Source organism: Domibacillus epiphyticus (genome assembly GCF_001975785.1).
Taxonomy (GTDB): domain Bacteria; phylum Bacillota; class Bacilli; order Bacillales; family Domibacillaceae; genus Domibacillus; species Domibacillus epiphyticus.
The window spans coordinates 84,582-100,003 of record NZ_MSFI01000012.1; the positions used below are offsets into that span (position 1 = coordinate 84,582).

General features: G+C 41.9%; 21 protein-coding genes and 1 tRNA gene. 10 read left to right on the top strand and 12 right to left on the bottom strand.

The genetic code is table 11. The features are described 5' to 3' along the window. Window positions 1–204: 204 nt before the first annotated feature. Together BTO28_RS08765 and BTO28_RS08770 are read right to left on the bottom strand one after the other, a co-directional pair. Window positions 205–1,173 (bottom strand): hypothetical protein, encoded by a 969-nt coding sequence (locus BTO28_RS08765; protein WP_076765341.1) that lies wholly within the window; start codon window positions 1,171–1,173, stop codon window positions 205–207. Beyond that, window positions 1,151–2,293 (bottom strand): hypothetical protein, encoded by a 1,143-nt coding sequence (locus BTO28_RS08770; protein WP_076765343.1) that lies wholly within the window; start codon window positions 2,291–2,293, stop codon window positions 1,151–1,153. Before BTO28_RS08770 ends, BTO28_RS08765 begins: the two co-directional genes overlap by 23 nt. 411 nt (window positions 2,294–2,704) lie before the next feature. On the opposite strand from BTO28_RS08770, the gene BTO28_RS08775 reads away from it, so the two are divergent. From BTO28_RS08775 to BTO28_RS08795, 5 genes are all read left to right on the top strand, one after another. Next, window positions 2,705–3,766, top strand: a complete 1,062-nt coding sequence (locus BTO28_RS08775) for a YHYH domain-containing protein (protein ID WP_076765345.1) — start codon at window positions 2,705–2,707, stop codon at window positions 3,764–3,766. A gap of 12 nt (window positions 3,767–3,778) precedes the next feature. Next, window positions 3,779–4,441: a PH domain-containing protein gene (locus tag BTO28_RS08780; protein ID WP_076765347.1), complete on the top strand. Its 663-nt coding sequence runs from the start codon at window positions 3,779–3,781 to the stop codon at window positions 4,439–4,441. A gap of 17 nt (window positions 4,442–4,458) precedes the next feature. Next, window positions 4,459–5,217, top strand: coding sequence for a thermonuclease family protein (locus BTO28_RS08785; protein ID WP_076765349.1), 759 nt, complete (start codon window positions 4,459–4,461; stop codon window positions 5,215–5,217). Window positions 5,218–5,379: 162 nt separating this feature from the next. Further along, window positions 5,380–5,889, top strand: a complete 510-nt coding sequence (locus BTO28_RS08790; protein ID WP_076765351.1) for an ImmA/IrrE family metallo-endopeptidase — start codon at window positions 5,380–5,382, stop codon at window positions 5,887–5,889. Window positions 5,890–6,094: 205 nt separating this feature from the next. Further along, a complete protein-coding gene (locus BTO28_RS08795) occupies window positions 6,095–7,288 on the top strand; it encodes a tyrosine-type recombinase/integrase (protein WP_076765353.1) in 1,194 nt (397 codons plus the stop codon). A gap of 122 nt (window positions 7,289–7,410) precedes the next feature. Here BTO28_RS08795 and BTO28_RS08800 read toward each other — a convergent pair. Continuing rightward, window positions 7,411–7,483 (bottom strand) — tRNA-Val (locus tag BTO28_RS08800). Between the two features lie 53 nt (window positions 7,484–7,536). Then, a complete protein-coding gene (locus BTO28_RS08805; RefSeq protein ID WP_158068807.1) occupies window positions 7,537–9,183 on the bottom strand; it encodes an ABC1 kinase family protein in 1,647 nt (548 codons plus the stop codon). A gap of 110 nt (window positions 9,184–9,293) precedes the next feature. On the opposite strand from BTO28_RS08805, the gene BTO28_RS08810 reads away from it, so the two are divergent. The 4 genes from BTO28_RS08810 (at window position 9,294) to BTO28_RS08825 (ending at window position 11,302) form a co-directional block, all read left to right on the top strand. Continuing rightward, on the top strand, window positions 9,294–9,521 hold the full coding sequence (locus BTO28_RS08810; protein ID WP_076765357.1) for a WYL domain-containing protein: 228 nt from the start codon (window positions 9,294–9,296) through the stop codon (window positions 9,519–9,521). Window positions 9,522–9,548: 27 nt separating this feature from the next. Then, complete coding sequence (locus BTO28_RS08815) at window positions 9,549–10,271, top strand: alpha/beta hydrolase (RefSeq protein WP_076765359.1); 723 nt, start codon at window positions 9,549–9,551, stop codon at window positions 10,269–10,271. Window positions 10,272–10,352: 81 nt separating this feature from the next. Beyond that, on the top strand, window positions 10,353–10,868 hold the full coding sequence (locus tag BTO28_RS08820) for a YjcG family protein (RefSeq protein ID WP_076765361.1): 516 nt from the start codon (window positions 10,353–10,355) through the stop codon (window positions 10,866–10,868). A gap of 5 nt (window positions 10,869–10,873) precedes the next feature. Next, window positions 10,874–11,302 carry a GNAT family N-acetyltransferase gene (locus tag BTO28_RS08825; protein ID WP_076765363.1) on the top strand — a complete coding sequence of 143 codons (429 nt, stop codon included), beginning with the start codon at window positions 10,874–10,876 and terminating at the stop codon, window positions 11,300–11,302. A gap of 60 nt (window positions 11,303–11,362) precedes the next feature. Here BTO28_RS08825 and BTO28_RS08830 read toward each other — a convergent pair whose 3' ends face one another. From BTO28_RS08830 to BTO28_RS08855, 6 genes are all read right to left on the bottom strand, one after another. Next, window positions 11,363–11,617, bottom strand: a complete 255-nt coding sequence (locus BTO28_RS08830) for a hypothetical protein (protein WP_076765365.1) — start codon at window positions 11,615–11,617, stop codon at window positions 11,363–11,365. Between the two features lie 137 nt (window positions 11,618–11,754). Continuing rightward, window positions 11,755–12,003 (bottom strand): stage VI sporulation protein F, encoded by a 249-nt coding sequence (locus BTO28_RS08835; RefSeq protein WP_076765367.1) that lies wholly within the window; start codon window positions 12,001–12,003, stop codon window positions 11,755–11,757. A 27-nt stretch (window positions 12,004–12,030) separates the two neighbouring features. Further along, entirely contained in the window at window positions 12,031–12,168 is a 138-nt protein-coding gene (locus BTO28_RS08840) for a YjcZ family sporulation protein (RefSeq protein ID WP_076765370.1), read from the bottom strand. A gap of 68 nt (window positions 12,169–12,236) precedes the next feature. Beyond that, window positions 12,237–12,593, bottom strand: coding sequence for a stage V sporulation protein AE (gene spoVAE / locus BTO28_RS08845; protein ID WP_076765371.1), 357 nt, complete (start codon window positions 12,591–12,593; stop codon window positions 12,237–12,239). A 17-nt stretch (window positions 12,594–12,610) separates the two neighbouring features. Beyond that, window positions 12,611–13,042: a stage V sporulation protein AC gene (gene spoVAC, locus BTO28_RS08850; RefSeq protein WP_076765373.1), complete on the bottom strand. Its 432-nt coding sequence runs from the start codon at window positions 13,040–13,042 to the stop codon at window positions 12,611–12,613. Then, window positions 13,043–13,483 carry a YhcN/YlaJ family sporulation lipoprotein gene (locus BTO28_RS08855; RefSeq protein ID WP_076765375.1) on the bottom strand — a complete coding sequence of 147 codons (441 nt, stop codon included), beginning with the start codon at window positions 13,481–13,483 and terminating at the stop codon, window positions 13,043–13,045. Window positions 13,484–13,618: 135 nt separating this feature from the next. On the opposite strand from BTO28_RS08855, the gene BTO28_RS08860 reads away from it, so the two are divergent. After that, entirely contained in the window at window positions 13,619–14,146 is a 528-nt protein-coding gene (locus tag BTO28_RS08860) for a CotY/CotZ family spore coat protein (protein WP_076765377.1), read from the top strand. A gap of 28 nt (window positions 14,147–14,174) precedes the next feature. On the opposite strand, the gene BTO28_RS08865 is transcribed toward BTO28_RS08860, so the two are convergent. Both BTO28_RS08865 and fabI read right to left on the bottom strand, forming a co-directional pair. After that, window positions 14,175–14,549: a hypothetical protein gene (locus tag BTO28_RS08865; RefSeq protein WP_144289473.1), complete on the bottom strand. Its 375-nt coding sequence runs from the start codon at window positions 14,547–14,549 to the stop codon at window positions 14,175–14,177. Window positions 14,550–14,619: 70 nt separating this feature from the next. Next, complete coding sequence (fabI, locus tag BTO28_RS08870) at window positions 14,620–15,399, bottom strand: enoyl-ACP reductase FabI (protein ID WP_076765381.1); 780 nt, start codon at window positions 15,397–15,399, stop codon at window positions 14,620–14,622. Between the last annotated feature and the right edge of the window lie 23 nt (window positions 15,400–15,422).

Here is a 15,422-nt window from a genome sequence, read left to right on the forward strand (position 1 = left end):
CGCTTCCACGAACCTTATGAATAAGCCATTTGAATCTGATCGTGGACGTCTCCATGACTAGCCAGAGAAGGCATACTCAACCAAATAAAAAACAAAGCTGCCTCAAATAGAAAATTTGAAAAGCGGCTTTGTCTAGACTCCGAAAGAATATATGAAAAGTATCTCGTATGTTCTTTTTTCCTTTTTGGATCGTAAAATTTTTTATTAAAGTGAATGCTCGATATCTTCTTCAAAATCGAAAATTGAGAGCTGTCCTTCTGGCACAACCTTATCTATAGTAAATGGAGCTCCACTTTTTAACCTCTCAATAAAGGTGCCAGCTGCTCTTTGATATGCCATATCTGTCACATGATGTGATTCAGAATTAATTTTCAATATATTCCAACGCTGTTGTTTTGAGTCCCACGATAAAAAGTCTTTATATTCTTCCTGAGACATTTTCTTCAATAGCTGCTTGATTTTATTTATAACTGCTTTCTTTACATCCGGACCAATAATTCTATGTAACTCCTTCACCGAACAATATACGTCATCAATTATTTGATCAACCGTAAATGTTAACTCATCTACTTTGGCATAAGAAAAAACTTTCGGGATAATTCTATATGCTAAATCACTTAAAGAAGATTCTTTATCGAAATAAATAAACACTGGATGTTTCTCTTGCATAGATAAACTTTTAAGCAGTCTTTCATCTAATTGAGTATCTTTCAGAGAGCGAAAAGATAAACTTATCGATTTTGAACCAAAGTTTAATATCGGGAACGAATAACCTTCTTTAATTTGATAATTCTCTACTCTGATTGCATTCTCAATATTAATACCAATGATTGTTTGTAACTCATGGTTCATAGAGTTTGGTGAAGAAATGCCGGCGAGACCAATATATTCATCAGTTGCCAGCCCTTTATATCTATCAAGTTGGTCATTAGATAAATTAGAAGCTTTAAAGCCTTTCAATTCAAAACACAATGTAACATTCTTTGAAACAGATGAAAGTACTAAATCATATTTAATAGATCCTGAGCTAGTTTGTATAGTACGATCTATTGAGATAATTCTATACCCTTCTTGGTGAAAAATGTTATCTGAATTTGGGAGCTTTTCAGCAAAACACATTGTAATTAAAATGTTTAGCATATCTAATTCGCTATAAGATTTTAAAGAAGTCACTAGCTTCCCTCCCTTTAATCACGGCCGTAGCATCTATAGATTGATGTATATTGGTAAGAAGCCTTGAAATTGAATTTCCACACGTTCCTTGTGGCAGATAGGCTCTAATAAGGCTTGGAAAAACTTCAAAATCAATCATTTTCCCATAGTTACCATTATGAAGATCCACCGCTGATATTTGACAATAATTTTCACTCTTCCATTGTGGAATGCCCCAGAGTGAAAAAGGTTTGTTTCCGGAAAACAATACGGAAACCAGCTTTTGAATGTTGATTTCTCCCCTTTTGAGAACTACTTCTATGGGGTAGCCTTCGATTGCAGATGTTCCAGGATCAAAATGCAAAGCATATTCGTCTTCTATATTTGAAATATTTTTTTTGTAGTTATATAATATCGATTCTAAAATATGACTATGTTTAGAATAGGAGGTGCCTCGCGCTGTTACTTTCCCAAAAAAAGTTATATCGTCAATAATGTAACTTTCATTTTCTTCACTAGAAGGATCTAAAATACTAATTTTATTAACACCCATAACTTCCTTCATAGAAGAATTTTTCATCAACTTTAGTAATTCTTTTACATACAATCGACGGATATTCATGCTTAAGTTATCACTATTATCAGGATATAAAGATTCAAACTCATCATCTTTGAGTTCTTCTGTGAAAGAAATCCCTATCCCATACATTTCTCCAAATTTAGGCAGACCAAGTAAAAAAGGAATAGGCAGCCATATTTGATCAAAGTTTTTTTTCTTTGTTAAAATTCTATGAAAGTAATCGCTAACTTCTGCTTTAGCGACCGAATGTATTTTCCAAAAACGTTTTTGGGAAGTATCAATGTAAACTGTTCCTTCGCTTGAACTATTTATAAAAAGATGTTCATCCTTTGATTGGCGAATCTTAAAGTCATACTTTAACCCACTATTTATTTTATTAAAAAACTCTATAACTTTTTCATCGTAAGATTGAGTCGATTTTCCAGAATCTAAATGATTTTCGACAATATATGACTTTAGCTGGTTTGTAGCCTGAATTCGTTTTGTAGTAAATTTTTGATGATTGCCATATAATATTTCGTCAAAATAAGCGTTCATTTCTGATAAATAGTTAATTTCCATATCCTCTTGCCTCCTCTCAAAATTGTTTATAGGCGTTTTATAAACTTTAACTCAATTAATGATTTGAACACATCTTTTCTTTAAAAATAATTAATTATCAATATGTCCTTAAAATTCGAACTCTTAAAAGACCTTGCTTTTTCAAGTATCCAACAATTGTTCCTACTTTTTATGTACCCTTTTATTAATTTAAATGTTTACTTAACGGTCTCTGCGTTAATTTTTCAGAACTTTTAAGTAAAAACAGACGAAAATCCATAAGTTAATTATATATTTAGCAAAAATTAATTGATATGACATTTTTCGTCGTATTTTGTCGATCGAAAATAGTAGGAATAACCATAATAATGGAGGAAAATAGACTCAGTACAATTATTTTAAAAATAAATCATTAAAATGGGAGTTGAGAAAATGAATAAAAAAATTGCTCTTTTAGCCCCTATTTTAGCGTTTAGCATAGCTTCTACAACGTTTGCTCATCCAGGAAATACAGATGGGCAGGGCGGCCATACGTGCCACACAAACTGCGCAAAATGGGGATTAGGTCAAGGAGAATATCACTACCATGGAGGCGGCGGAAGCAGTTCTGGTGGTGGAGGAGGTAGCAGTGACAGCTCAAGCAGTACAAGTACTCCTGCCCCATCCAATGAACCTTCTCCAGCAGAAATTGCCGCACAACAAGAAGCTGCTGATCGCGCAAACGGTGAGGACGAAGGTTACGAAGCTGGATATGAAGACGGGTATGCTGCGGCATCCAAAAACGCTCAGGGTTCAGGTTCTGCTGCTTACAACGAGGGCTATACCACAGGATATGAAAAAGGATATGCTGAAGCAGAAAAAAAATTAGAATCCGAGAAAATAACTGCCCAAAAAGAAGGCTCTGTGCTTGGCCAGAAAACAGACACTCTTTCTATACCAGACAAATATGCTAAAACAGCTGTTTTAAAAGAAACATTTACTTCTGCATTTAACCAAGCTGTTAAGAAACGTGATGAAGCTGCTATTGCTAAGTACTCTGAAATGGGATATCAAGATGGACTGAAAGATATGCAGCAAACCCTAGATAATATGAAAGAAAGCTATCATCAAGCCTATGAAGAAGGCTTTCAAAAAGGGCTGGCTGAATTCAAAGACAAATATGTACAGCAAGGATACAATGCTGCCTTTACCACTCTTACTTATCAGAAACCAGCGATTGAAAACCAACAATATGCTGCGTGGTATAAAGAAGGGTTTGAATCTAATCAGGAAGTCGAAGAAATCCAGCAGGCTGGTTTTGAATTAGGAGACAGCGGCGAAGAATATACCGTTCCAGAAGAATATAAGCATGCAGAAGTCATTTTCAAACATTATTATGAAAAAGGCTTAGAACAAAATCGTGAAGATAACACACAAACAGCTGCCGGTGTTGGATTTGCTGGTCTTGCATGGCTAGCACGTCGTTTCTATGTAGCGAAGAAAACCATCAGCTAAGGGGGTAAATTTATGAGGGTTTATCGTCGAATTTGTTATAAAGTTGAGGACGTCTTTATTAAATTTCTTTCTAAAGGGAAGGACCCAGAAGCAGTTAAACAGAAAGTGACTGAGTTTCGTACCCAGAAAGAGACATTAAAACTAGAGAATAAGAAAAAAGCTCAGCTCCAACTAGAAGAAAAAAAGAAAATTCAAGAGGCAAAACAAGCTGAAAAAGAGCGAATTGCAAGAGAAAAAGCACAAAAGCAGCATGAAGAAACCTTAGCCCTCCTCTCTCACTTTGTTGCACCAGACATACACAAATATAGTGAGTATGAGTATCGTGCTATAGACAAAAACAACGCCTTCTTTCAGTCGGTCAAAGATCGTATATTTGAGTCTAACGAACATGGCATCACTTTCTTGCAGTGTGAATTTGATAAAACCAAAACAAAAGAATTTCCGGGCTACTTATTTGTTACGGACAAAAGAGTGTGGTTTGTCGCAAAAAACTTGGCAACGGTCGATAAGTTTCGATACCAGACTATTCATGACGTAAAGTGGTTCAAGGATGGATTGGTCGAAAAAGGCTTATATATTCAATATGGGAAGCGCCGCCTGGAGTTCGACGAAATATTTGATAAAGACCAAATGCAACGTGTAGCTAAAACAATATTGCAATTATCAATAAATTAAGAAAAAAGGAGAAAATTATGCTAAAGAAAAAATTATTTAAGCCTTTTGCCGCGTCCCTTCTGTCCTTCTCGCTGCTTGCTGGATCATTTACGCCGGAACTTACAACTGATTCAACGCAAACTGCCGAAGCTGCTCTGCCTAAAACAGCAACTAAAGTTACCGTCAATGAAGTTGTAGATGGCGATACTATTAAAGTAACATACAAAGGTCGTAAAGAGACGGTGCGTTTGATCCTGATCGACACACCCGAAACAAAGGATCCAAATAAGTGCGTGCAGCTATTCGGTCCAGAAGCCACCGCTTACACGAAAAAGTATTTGTTAGATAAGAAGAAAAAAGTCAGTATCGAATTGGGTGTACAAACTCGTGATAAGTATGGCCGGATTCTCGCTTACGTTTATGTAAATGAAACAATGTTCAACCGACTATTGCTACAGAATGGGTATGCCCGCATTGCTGTTTATCCACCTAATACACAATACTTAGAACAGTTGCAGGTTGACGAGAATAAAGCAAAGAAAGCAAAAGTCGGCATTTGGTCAAGTACTAGTGCTATTAATGGTGGTTGTGCACCAATTAAAAAGCCGGCACCTGCTCCAAAGCCAAAACCAGCTCCAGCACCGAAACCGGCACCTAAGCCAGCTGCACCAAAGAAAGAAACATTTAAAAACTGTACAGAACTGCGCAAAAAGTACCCAAACGGCGTGAAAAAAGGGCATCCGGCTTATGATGCGAAACACGACCGGGATAAAGATGGCTGGGCTTGCGAACGATAAATAAAAAAATTTTTTTCTTCTCCAACCTGTCTCTTTTCGAGACAGGTTTTTTTCTTTTTGCGACAATTTTCACGCTTACCTCTTTTCTCTATGGTATGTTTTGTTATATACTGATTAAAACGTATGTTCCCATAATTGTAAATTGGAAAGAAGGCGTCCCTTATGACCTATGTGAAATCCCACCTTGAAGACTTTATTGAGAATTTATACACAAAAATTTCGATTACTTCTCCAGAACAGCTAGATATAGAGCTAATTGCCAGGAGGCTCAATATAGAGGTGGGATATAGTCATAAGAAAAGCAAGTGCGCTGAACTTGATGGCATTATGATGATTAGGCTTAATGAAAACTTACATAAAGAAGAACAGTGGCAGGAATTTGCTCATGAGGTTTGTCATCTATTAAGACACTCAGGCAATCAAACAGAGCTGCCCTTCCCTTTCGTTCAATTGCAAGAATGGCAGGCTAATAGTTTTGCACTGTACTTTTGCATTCCAACATTTATGCTTGACGAAATAGAGCTGCCAGATAATGAGCTGGAAGCCATCGCGGAAGTAGCTCTTACTTTTGGTGTCGAATACGCTTTCGCGGAAGAACGTCTAGAACGTTGGTGGATACAGAAAGCAGGATTTCTATACGGACAGCGCTCTAATTTCCCCTCCCGCCTATGAAATGGGGCTATTTTTATACACAAAAAAGAACATATATTCTAGGGACAAACATGCTTATAAGAGAACTTTATCAGAAAGGTAAAAAGAAAATACAATTTGTATTGTTGTAACCCTTTCTTGGATGTTAGGGAAGGAAATTTGTATTTCAAATACGGTTGTTAAATACAAAAATAAGGCTAATGATGATGATAAAGGAGTGACGACAATGGCAAGTATTGAAAAGCGCGGTGGAAATTCTTTTCGGCTGGTTGTCGAAGCCGGATATGATAATAACGGAAAAAGAAAAAAGCGTTCAAAAACCATTCGTGTTGATCCGGACCTTTTGAAAAAAACGCGGAAATTAAATGATTTTCTCAATGCTGAACTGTACAAATTTAAAACAGAGATAGAATCGGGCGAATATATTGCCCCTGAAAAATTAACTGTCTCGGCATTTGCTGAAGAATGGGAAAAGAAGTACGCGAAAAAAGAACTCGGAGAACAAACACTGGATACGTATCGGTCCTATCTAAAGAATCACATTCTCCCTGCCTTTGGCCATATGCGCCTTGACCAAGTGAAACCCATTCATGTAGTCAATTTTCTGGATGGATTGAAACGGGCTGACGGGGATGATAAGGGCCTTTCAATCTCTACTAATGAATATATCTATCGTGTCCTACGGAATGTTTTTCAACGAGCTGAAGACTGGAAAATACTCAAAGAGAATCCAGTTGCGTCTGTGAAACGCCCAAAAGACCGTTCAAAGAAAAAAGTAGTTGTATATGATGAAAAAGAAATCGCAGTTCTTTTCGCAGCAGCTCAAGGCGAGCCGATATATTGGCGGGTATTTATCACACTGGCTCTAGCTGCTGGATTACGAAGAGGCGAACTTCTTGGTTTAGAATGGAAACACATCGATTTTGATAAAAGCACCATCCATATTGAGCAAGTCATCAGTCGCGGTGAAAAAGGGCGTCCAGTTTTAAAAGAGCCGAAATCTGAAACATCCAAACGTTTAATTTCTCTTCCCTCATCTGTTCTACTTGAATTAAAAAGATATCAGTTATACTGGCGGAAAGAAAAAATGAAAATGGGTGAATTGTGGATTGAGACAGAGCACGAATATGTTTTTTGCAACGAGAACGGCAAACACTTTTATCCCACTACACCAACAACCTGGTGGAAACGATTTACGACCCGCGCAGGCGTGCGTTATATTCGCCTGCACGATCTTCGACACACGTCCGCTACCCTGCTAATCAATCAGGGCGTTCATGCAAAGATTATTTCCGAACGGCTTGGGCATGCTGATATTCGCATCACAATGGATACGTATGGCCATGCTTTACGTTCAGCTGATCAAGAAGCCGCGGATAAATTAAATGATCTTTTTTCACCTAAAAAAGATAGCATTTAAAGGTTTCGTCCCCAATTCGTCCCCAAAGCCAAATTCACATTAAAAAAAGACCACCTCCGAAGAAGTGATCTTTTCCGTCGAAACCCTTGTTCCATAAGGGTTTCCGTGGGTTTGGCACCCTATGATTCCTACTGGGTTCGAACCAGCGACCTCTACCCTGTCAAGGTAGCGCTCTCCCAGCTGAGCTAAGGAATCGAATTACTGACAAGTTCTATTATAGGAAAATGCCAGTAAGGTGTCAATGCTTTTTATTTTATTTTGCGCCACATGAGGGAGATGACGACGAGAAAGATAATGGTCATGATCAGGGCGGTCAGCATGCCGATATGATAGGCATTCGTTCCGGTGAGCGGCGACTGGTTTCGCATGGAGACGAATATGCCGGCCATGACGATGCTGAAGGCAAGCATCATGACGCTCAGGACGATCATGGAGGCCATCCGCTCGATTCGCCTCATAATGTTCTCATCGGCGGTAATGTGCATTTTCAGCTTCGGCTGGCCGCCTTCCCATTCGGTTAACGTTTCGTTTAACACGCCTGGCAGCTTGTTGGCCGCCATTTTCAGTAAACGGACGAATGATCGTGATTCGCGTATGAGTTCTTTCGGATGGATTCGGCCCAGTAGCACTTCGTGTGCCATGTCGCGCACCATGCCGGAAAGACTGGATGCGGGATCGAGTGCGATAACGGTCTGTTCAACTTTTAAAAACGCTTGTCCCACCTGCACAAAGTCTTTTGGGATGGTGATGCTGTGGCTGCCGGCGACGCTGAAGAGCTCCTGGAGCATGGAGCCCATTTTCACGTCGGCAAGTTCCACGTCCATATAACCCGCCATCCAGCGGCTGATGTCGCGCTGCAGGATTCGGCGGTCGACCGGTTTTCTGGACCCCATCTCCAGGACAAGCATGGAAAGCGCGGCGGCATCACGGTCGGCTAGTGCAAATAAGCAGTCCGACAGCAAATGTTTCATGTCATCCGATAAATGTCCTGTATTTCCGAAGTCAATGAGCCCGAGACGGCCGTCCTGTAATAACAGCAGGTTGCCCGGATGCGGATCGGCATGAAAGACACCGTCGATAAACACTTGCCGGAGAATGGTTTCGGATAATGCCCGCGCCAGGTGCTGCCGCTCTTCCCGCTTCATTTCTGCAATGATGTCCCCGCGAAGTGGTTTGCCGTTGACATATTCCATGACCAGCATTTGCTCGGTCGTCCATTCCGGATAGATTTTCGGGGCGTATATGCGCTTTTCTTTCATTGCTTTCCGTACACCCGCTGCCTCTAACGCTTCCATCCGGTAGTTCATTTCTCTCCCGAGCGCGAGAGCGAAATCGTCGATGACCGCTTTTAAGCTGAATTGTCTGGCCAGTTCCGAATTGCGTTCCGCCAGGCTCGCGAGCTGCCGCAAAATGGAGACATCATTGCGGATGACGGGCTCGATGCCGGGGCGGCGGATTTTAATGGCGACTTCCGTTCCATCTTTGAGCGCAGCCCGGTGCACCTGCCCGATAGAAGCGGCACCGAGAGGGATTTCTTCCATGTATATGAGCCAGTTATCAAGCGGCTGTCCCGCTTCAGCTTCCACAATGGTTTTAATCTTTTCAAACGGCATTGCCGGTGCACTATTTTGCAGTTTTGCAAGCGGTCCGGTCCATGATGGGGGCAGCAAATCGGTTCTGGTCGAAAGAAACTGGCCGAGTTTCATAAATGTCGGTCCGAGCTCTTCAAGCGCCCTTCGCAGGTGCTCTCCTTTCACGTTTTGCTCTTTTACTCCCCTTTTGGTGAATGGTATTTTCTCCGCCAATCCGAGGTCCTTAATGTATCCCGCAAAGCCGTGCTTGGCAAACACCGCCAAAATTTCCGGCGCCCTTCGCAGCGTTCCGATTCGTCCCATATCATCACCTTCTTCGATTCGTTCGTTTTTTCCATCATACCATATCCCTGTCATTCCCTGCTTGAAAAAGAACTTTTGTTCGTTTATGATAAAAGAAGAGGTGAGAACGGATGTTTCATTCGTTGCAAACGTATATGAAGTTAAAAGAACCAGTGACAGTCATTTATATAGGGAAAAATGAAGAGATTACGGAGCGGACCATTATAGTTAAATCCGTCAGTCCCGGTATGATCCGGGCCTTTTGTTTAAAGCGGCAGGAAATTCGGACGTTTCGCATAGACCGCATTCTGGCTGCTGTTCCTGCCCGAAAACGCCGTTCTTATGGTAGAATTAGTTGACTTGACTATGTTTTCGGAGGGGTTTTCATGATGAAACGCGGGACGATACAGGATGACGTCATTCATTCAAAAGAGCTCGATGAAGATATTCCGATTTTAATTTATGTACCGGCTGATTTTTCACCAATGTTTACGTATTCTTTTCTTATTTGCCAGGACGGCAAAGATTATTTTCAAATGGGGCGCTTGCCACGCGTCGCGGATGAGCTGTTAGAACAGGAAGAAATTGAAAACATGATTATCGTGGGCATCCCATACAATAATAAAAACGACCGCCGGGAGAAATACCATCCAGACGGTAACAAGCAAAAAGCGTATATTCGCTTTTTGGCGCATGAAGTCGTTCCCTATTTGGATGAAAAGTTTCCCGGACATAACGTCTCTTTTGGGAGGGCGCTTGCCGGTGATTCGCTTGCGGCGACGGTTTCACTTATGACGGCACTTGAGTATCCGAACCTGTTTGGGAAAGTGTTGATGCATTCTCCATACGTTGACAGCACCGTCATGAATGCGGTGGAGACAGCGGATGATGCTCATCATCTGTCGTTATACCATGTCATTGGGACCGGTGAAACAGAAGTAAAAATGACCAATGGTGAAACTGCCGACTTTTTAACGCCAAATCGGGCGCTTCATTTGCTGCTTCTTATGAAAAAATTTGATTATTTTTATGACGAGTTTGATGGCGGACATGTGTGGACGCACTGGCAGCCGGATATGAAGAGGGCACTGTCAATCATGTTTGAATAAATTCAAAGGTAGGATAAGGGCTATTTTCGCGAACTTTGTTATACTAGTGTAGAAACGTTAATATCAGGGAGAGTGAACGAAATGAAATACGGTGTAGTTATTTTTCCATCAAAACCTTTGCAGGATAAAGTAAACGGTTACCGGAAGCGCTATGACCCGCATTATGCACTCGTTTCACCGCATATTACATTGAAAAGTCCGTTCGATGCAGGTGACGATGATGTGAAAATCATTGCTGAAAAACTGCGCAAGATTGCGGCGGTCCATCAGCCATTTTCGTATCACGTCAGTAAAGTGAAATCATTTGAACCAGTGAACAACGTCATTTATTTCAAAGTGGATCCGAATGATACATTGACCTCTTTATATGAAATGATGCATAAAGACGACCTTCCCGGCGAAGAGCCTTATGCATTTGTCCCGCACATTACCATCGGCCAGGAGCTCTCTGACGATGAACATTCCGATGTATACGGTTCCTTAAAAATGGAGTCGATAGGACTAACGGAGATTGCGGACCGGTTTCATTTGCTGTATCAGCTGGAGAACGGTTCCTGGACGGTTTATGAAACATTTTTACTTGGAAAGGATGCATAATAAAATTGAAAGCAGTGTTAGCAACGGATGAAAAACAGCTGGAGGATGCATTTACTGTTCGTACAGCTGTTTTTATCGAAGAGCAGAATGTCCCTCCCGAACTTGAACTGGATGAATTAGAGGATGAAGCCGTTCATTTCGTGCTGTATGATGACAGCAATAACCCGTGCGGTGCCGGCCGTTTTCGCACCGTCGGGGAATACGGGAAAGTAGAACGGATTTGTGTGTTAAAAGAAGTGCGCGGCAAAGGTGCCGGAAACATTATCATGGAAGCGATTGAACAGCACGCAGCTGCCATAAGAGGACTAACTGCATTAAAACTGAACGCTCAAGTACAGGCAATCCCGTTTTATGAAAAACGCGGATATACTGTCATCTCTGAAGAGTTTCTAGATGCCGGAATTGTACATAAAACGATGACAAAACCTTTGTAACAGTAAAAAAGCTTATCACCGCAATGGAGATAAGCTTTTTTACTATCGGAAATTCGTTCATTATCCAAGTTCGTCTATTTCAAACCCTTTTCCGCTAATTTGAGCAAGATGAACACGAAATGCTTCATGTTCATTTTCGCGTTTTTTACGGCGCTCTTCCGAACTCATTTCCGGCTCGGTGCGTTCCTGCAGCACTTTGTCGAACGTTACTTTTGAAGTTGAATCAACATTAGAATAGCCATCATCCGCTTCGTTAAACACGCGCTCTCTGTATCCTATGTATTGGTATTGGGGTATTGGCAGTATGTAGCTCATTTTAACTCCTCCTCGTTTTAGTTTTTTAACATTCTTTATCCACTTTATGCGGGATGTAAACGTTTTATTCCAAATTTGATTCAATACTCCTGTTCGATTGAAAAAAGAGCGGCTTTTTAACCACTCTTTCCTTAGGATTATTTGAGCATTTTCGTAATGGCATCAATATCGAGTTTGCGTCCATCTTTTATGATCGTCTTGACGAGTTCGTCTTCTACCTGCTTCGGCACTCTTTTTCCTGCCAGTGCAGCAGTCTGTGCGATGACAGCGCGGACGGTCCGCTCATCGCGAAAATCCGCATATTGAAGGGAATCGACAAGCGCAAATACATCGCTCATGCTCACACCGGTCTTCTTCTCAATCTTTCCAAAGAATTTGTTATCCATAGCTGTCCCTCCTTTTGCTGATCATGATCAATAAAAGCTTGCGCCAACAATGATAAGCAAAATGAACAGAACAACGATGAGAACAAACGTACTCGACCCACCGTAACCGCCATAACCGTGATGGCCGTGATGACGACCGCAAGAATAACCACCGTAATAGCCCATCTTCATTTCCCCCTTTCTCTGCTTTCACTAGTATCATATGGAAAAACAGAAAAAAGGGATGGGCCCACTCACCCTTTTGGCTTAAAAAAAAGTGCGCCGATAAATCCGAAGACGATCGCAGCGGATATCCCGGAACTTGTCACCTCAAACATTCCTGTTAACACGCCGACGATCCCGTGTTTCTCTGCCTCCTGCATTGCTCCAGTCACGAGAGAATTGCCAAAGCTCGTAATCGGAATGGTAGCCCCTGCACCGGCGAAATCAATTAGCGGTTCATATAAATCAAATCCGGCAAGTACTGCCCCTGCCGTCACCATGGCTGACAACGTATGTCCCGGTGTTAATTTGCCAATATCCATCATCAGCTGGCCGATCACACATATAAGCCCTCCGATAACAAATGCCCAGAAAAACATTGCGATCATTCTTCTCTTCCTTTCCTTTAAAAAACAGATTTAATAAGCGCCACAATAAAAGCTGAAAAAACTCCAAACAAAATGACCGATCCTGCGAGTTTAAACATATTTCCGCCCACACCCAGCACAAAGCCTTCTGTGCGGTGTTCAATCGCTGCAGATATAACGGCGTTGCCAAATCCAGTTACCGGTACGGCACTGCCTGCCCCGGCAAACTGACCGATCCTGTCATAGATGCCGAATCCTGTTAGCAGCATAGACAAGAAAACCATGAACGCAACGGTTGGATTGCCGACCGTCTGCTCGGTAAAATTAAAAAAGAAAATAAAAAAATACGAAACCGCCTGGCCGATCACACAAATGAGTCCGCCTGTCCAGAAAGCTCGGATGCAATTTTTTAACACCGGTCTTTTCGGTTCATATTTCGATGCGAGCTTTTTATACAGCCCCGGTTTCATTTATGTCATCTCCCGTTTTAATTTAATAATTTCAGACAGACGCTTATCGGCTTGCTCTTCCGTCTTCAATCCGGCTGCCATGTCCTCTTTTAGCCTGACCGCTTCAAGGAAAATTTTATAATCGCTTGACACGACAACCTCCACATCTTTGCCTGCTATTTTTTCGATTCGTTTCGTAAGATCTTTTTCAATTTTTTTCATTTTAAAACGGTCGAGATGACGCACTTTATAGGCGACAAGAAGCTCTTTTTTCCCTTTGACAACAGCTGTATCGTAAATAGACTCCACCGAATCTGCTTCTTTTTTGATTGTATCCGCCAGCCCATCCTGTTTGCCATCGAGCTGAACGGCATCCGGATCAGCTGTTTCTAATATGGCTGTCCCGTCATGTTCCGGTGCACATCCGGCCAGGAGCAAAATCACAAGTACCATTTTTTTCATCCTCTGCACCTCCGTTTTTGATCAGTATGTCCCCATAGACAAAAAAAATTCTGCACATCGCGGCAATAGTCCATGCCCACAACGAACAGAATTCATACAGTATTAGTGTACCAATATTTAAAGGAGGAGTGCATGATGGGATGCAAAAAGCATCGTGACGATGATGACCGGCGTGATTTTACCGAAAGCTGTGTTTGCGAGGTAGTGCGCACGATTCGAGACATTCAGGAAGCCAAAGAAGATGATGACTGCAGAGACTGCAAAGACTGCTTTGCTGAGCCGCTTGGAGACTTGGACGGACCACGGCGCCGTAATGCGGACACACGTGTTTTTACTCTCACCACTGAAAATGGAACCCCGTTTTTCGCTTTCTTTGATCCAGATGAACATGATGATGATGATGACCGTTGTGACAAAGGGTGCGTATCCATCTTTTTCCGCGTAGAAGATATATTTGACGACTGCTGTGCCCGCCTGCGTGTATTAAAGCCTATGGATGATGATTGTAACCCAGTGAAACTTGCAAATGACAATGGAATCAGCCTCAATAAGGTATGCAAAGTAAAAAAATTCAAAAAAACCCGCAGCTGTATAACGGTTGATTTAGAGGAATTCATTGCGATCCAGTGTATTAAGGATGTTGACTTAAACATCTGCCGATAACCTTACCCCGCCGGGTTGGCGGGTTTTTTCATGTACCTGCAATGTGAATATACACCATATCCGCAATGGGAACACGGACCGTTTTCTCTCCAGATTCATCAAGCACCCATACATTTTCTCCATCAAACCGTTCGATGATGCCGTGCACAGAGCCATCTTTCCATTCAAAACGGCACGGTACCGGAATACGGCGCTGCGCTAAGTAAACGACTTTTTCATTTACATTCATTTCCCGAAACGGCTTTAATTTAACGGATTCAAGCGGCTTCTTTTTTTCCTTCTCGTCCATTGCTTCTTTGATGATTACTTCTGATTCCGCCTTCACCACTTTCTGCATGACTGGATGAACACGTTTAAGTTCCGGCTGGCCGATATATAAGAGCGGTCTTTCTTCTTTTTTCACTCCTTTAGCACCTCCGCTTTTTGTCCAGTATATGCAAAAAACCGCCCAATATGGACGGTTTTTTAAAACTTTAATTTCCTGTAATGTGATAGCCTGAGTCAACGTGAACATTTTCACCGGTAATTCCGCGCGACATGTCGCTGAACAAGAAGACTGCTGTATCGCCCACTTCTTCCTGTGTTGTTGTGCGGCGAAGCGGTGCACGTTCTTCAATTTGAGTCAGCATGTCATTAAAGTCACTGATTCCTTTTGCAGCGAGTGTACGAATCGGGCCAGCCGAAATCGAATTAACGCGGATGCCATGTTTGCCAAGGTCCGCAGCCAAATAACGAACACTTGCATCAAGCGACGCTTTTGCCACACCCATGACGTTGTAATTTGTAATCACACGCTCTCCGCCAAGGTATGTAAGGGTCACGATGCTGCCGCCTTCTGTCATTAAAGGCTTCGCGTGTTTTGCAACAGCTGTCAATGAGTATGCGCTAATGTTATGGGCGAGGATAAATCCTTCGCGTGATGTATCCACGAAATCACCATCGAGGTCTTCTTTGTTCGCAAATGCGATACAATGAGCGAGACCATGAATCACACCGACTTTTTCTTTAATTTGCGCAAAGCTCACTTCAATCGCTGCGTCATCTGTAACGTCGCATGATAAAATGAACGGATCGTTTTGGTTTTCCAGTGTTGCGGCAAGATCACGCACATTTTTCTCCAGACGCTCTCCCGCGTATGTAAACACGAGACGAGCACCTGCTGCATCAAGTGAACGGGCAATTCCCCAGGCGATGCTTCGCTTATTCGCGACACCCATCACCACAAACGTTTTTCCTTCAAGTGAAAATGACATATCTCCGTTCCTCCTGTTAACAC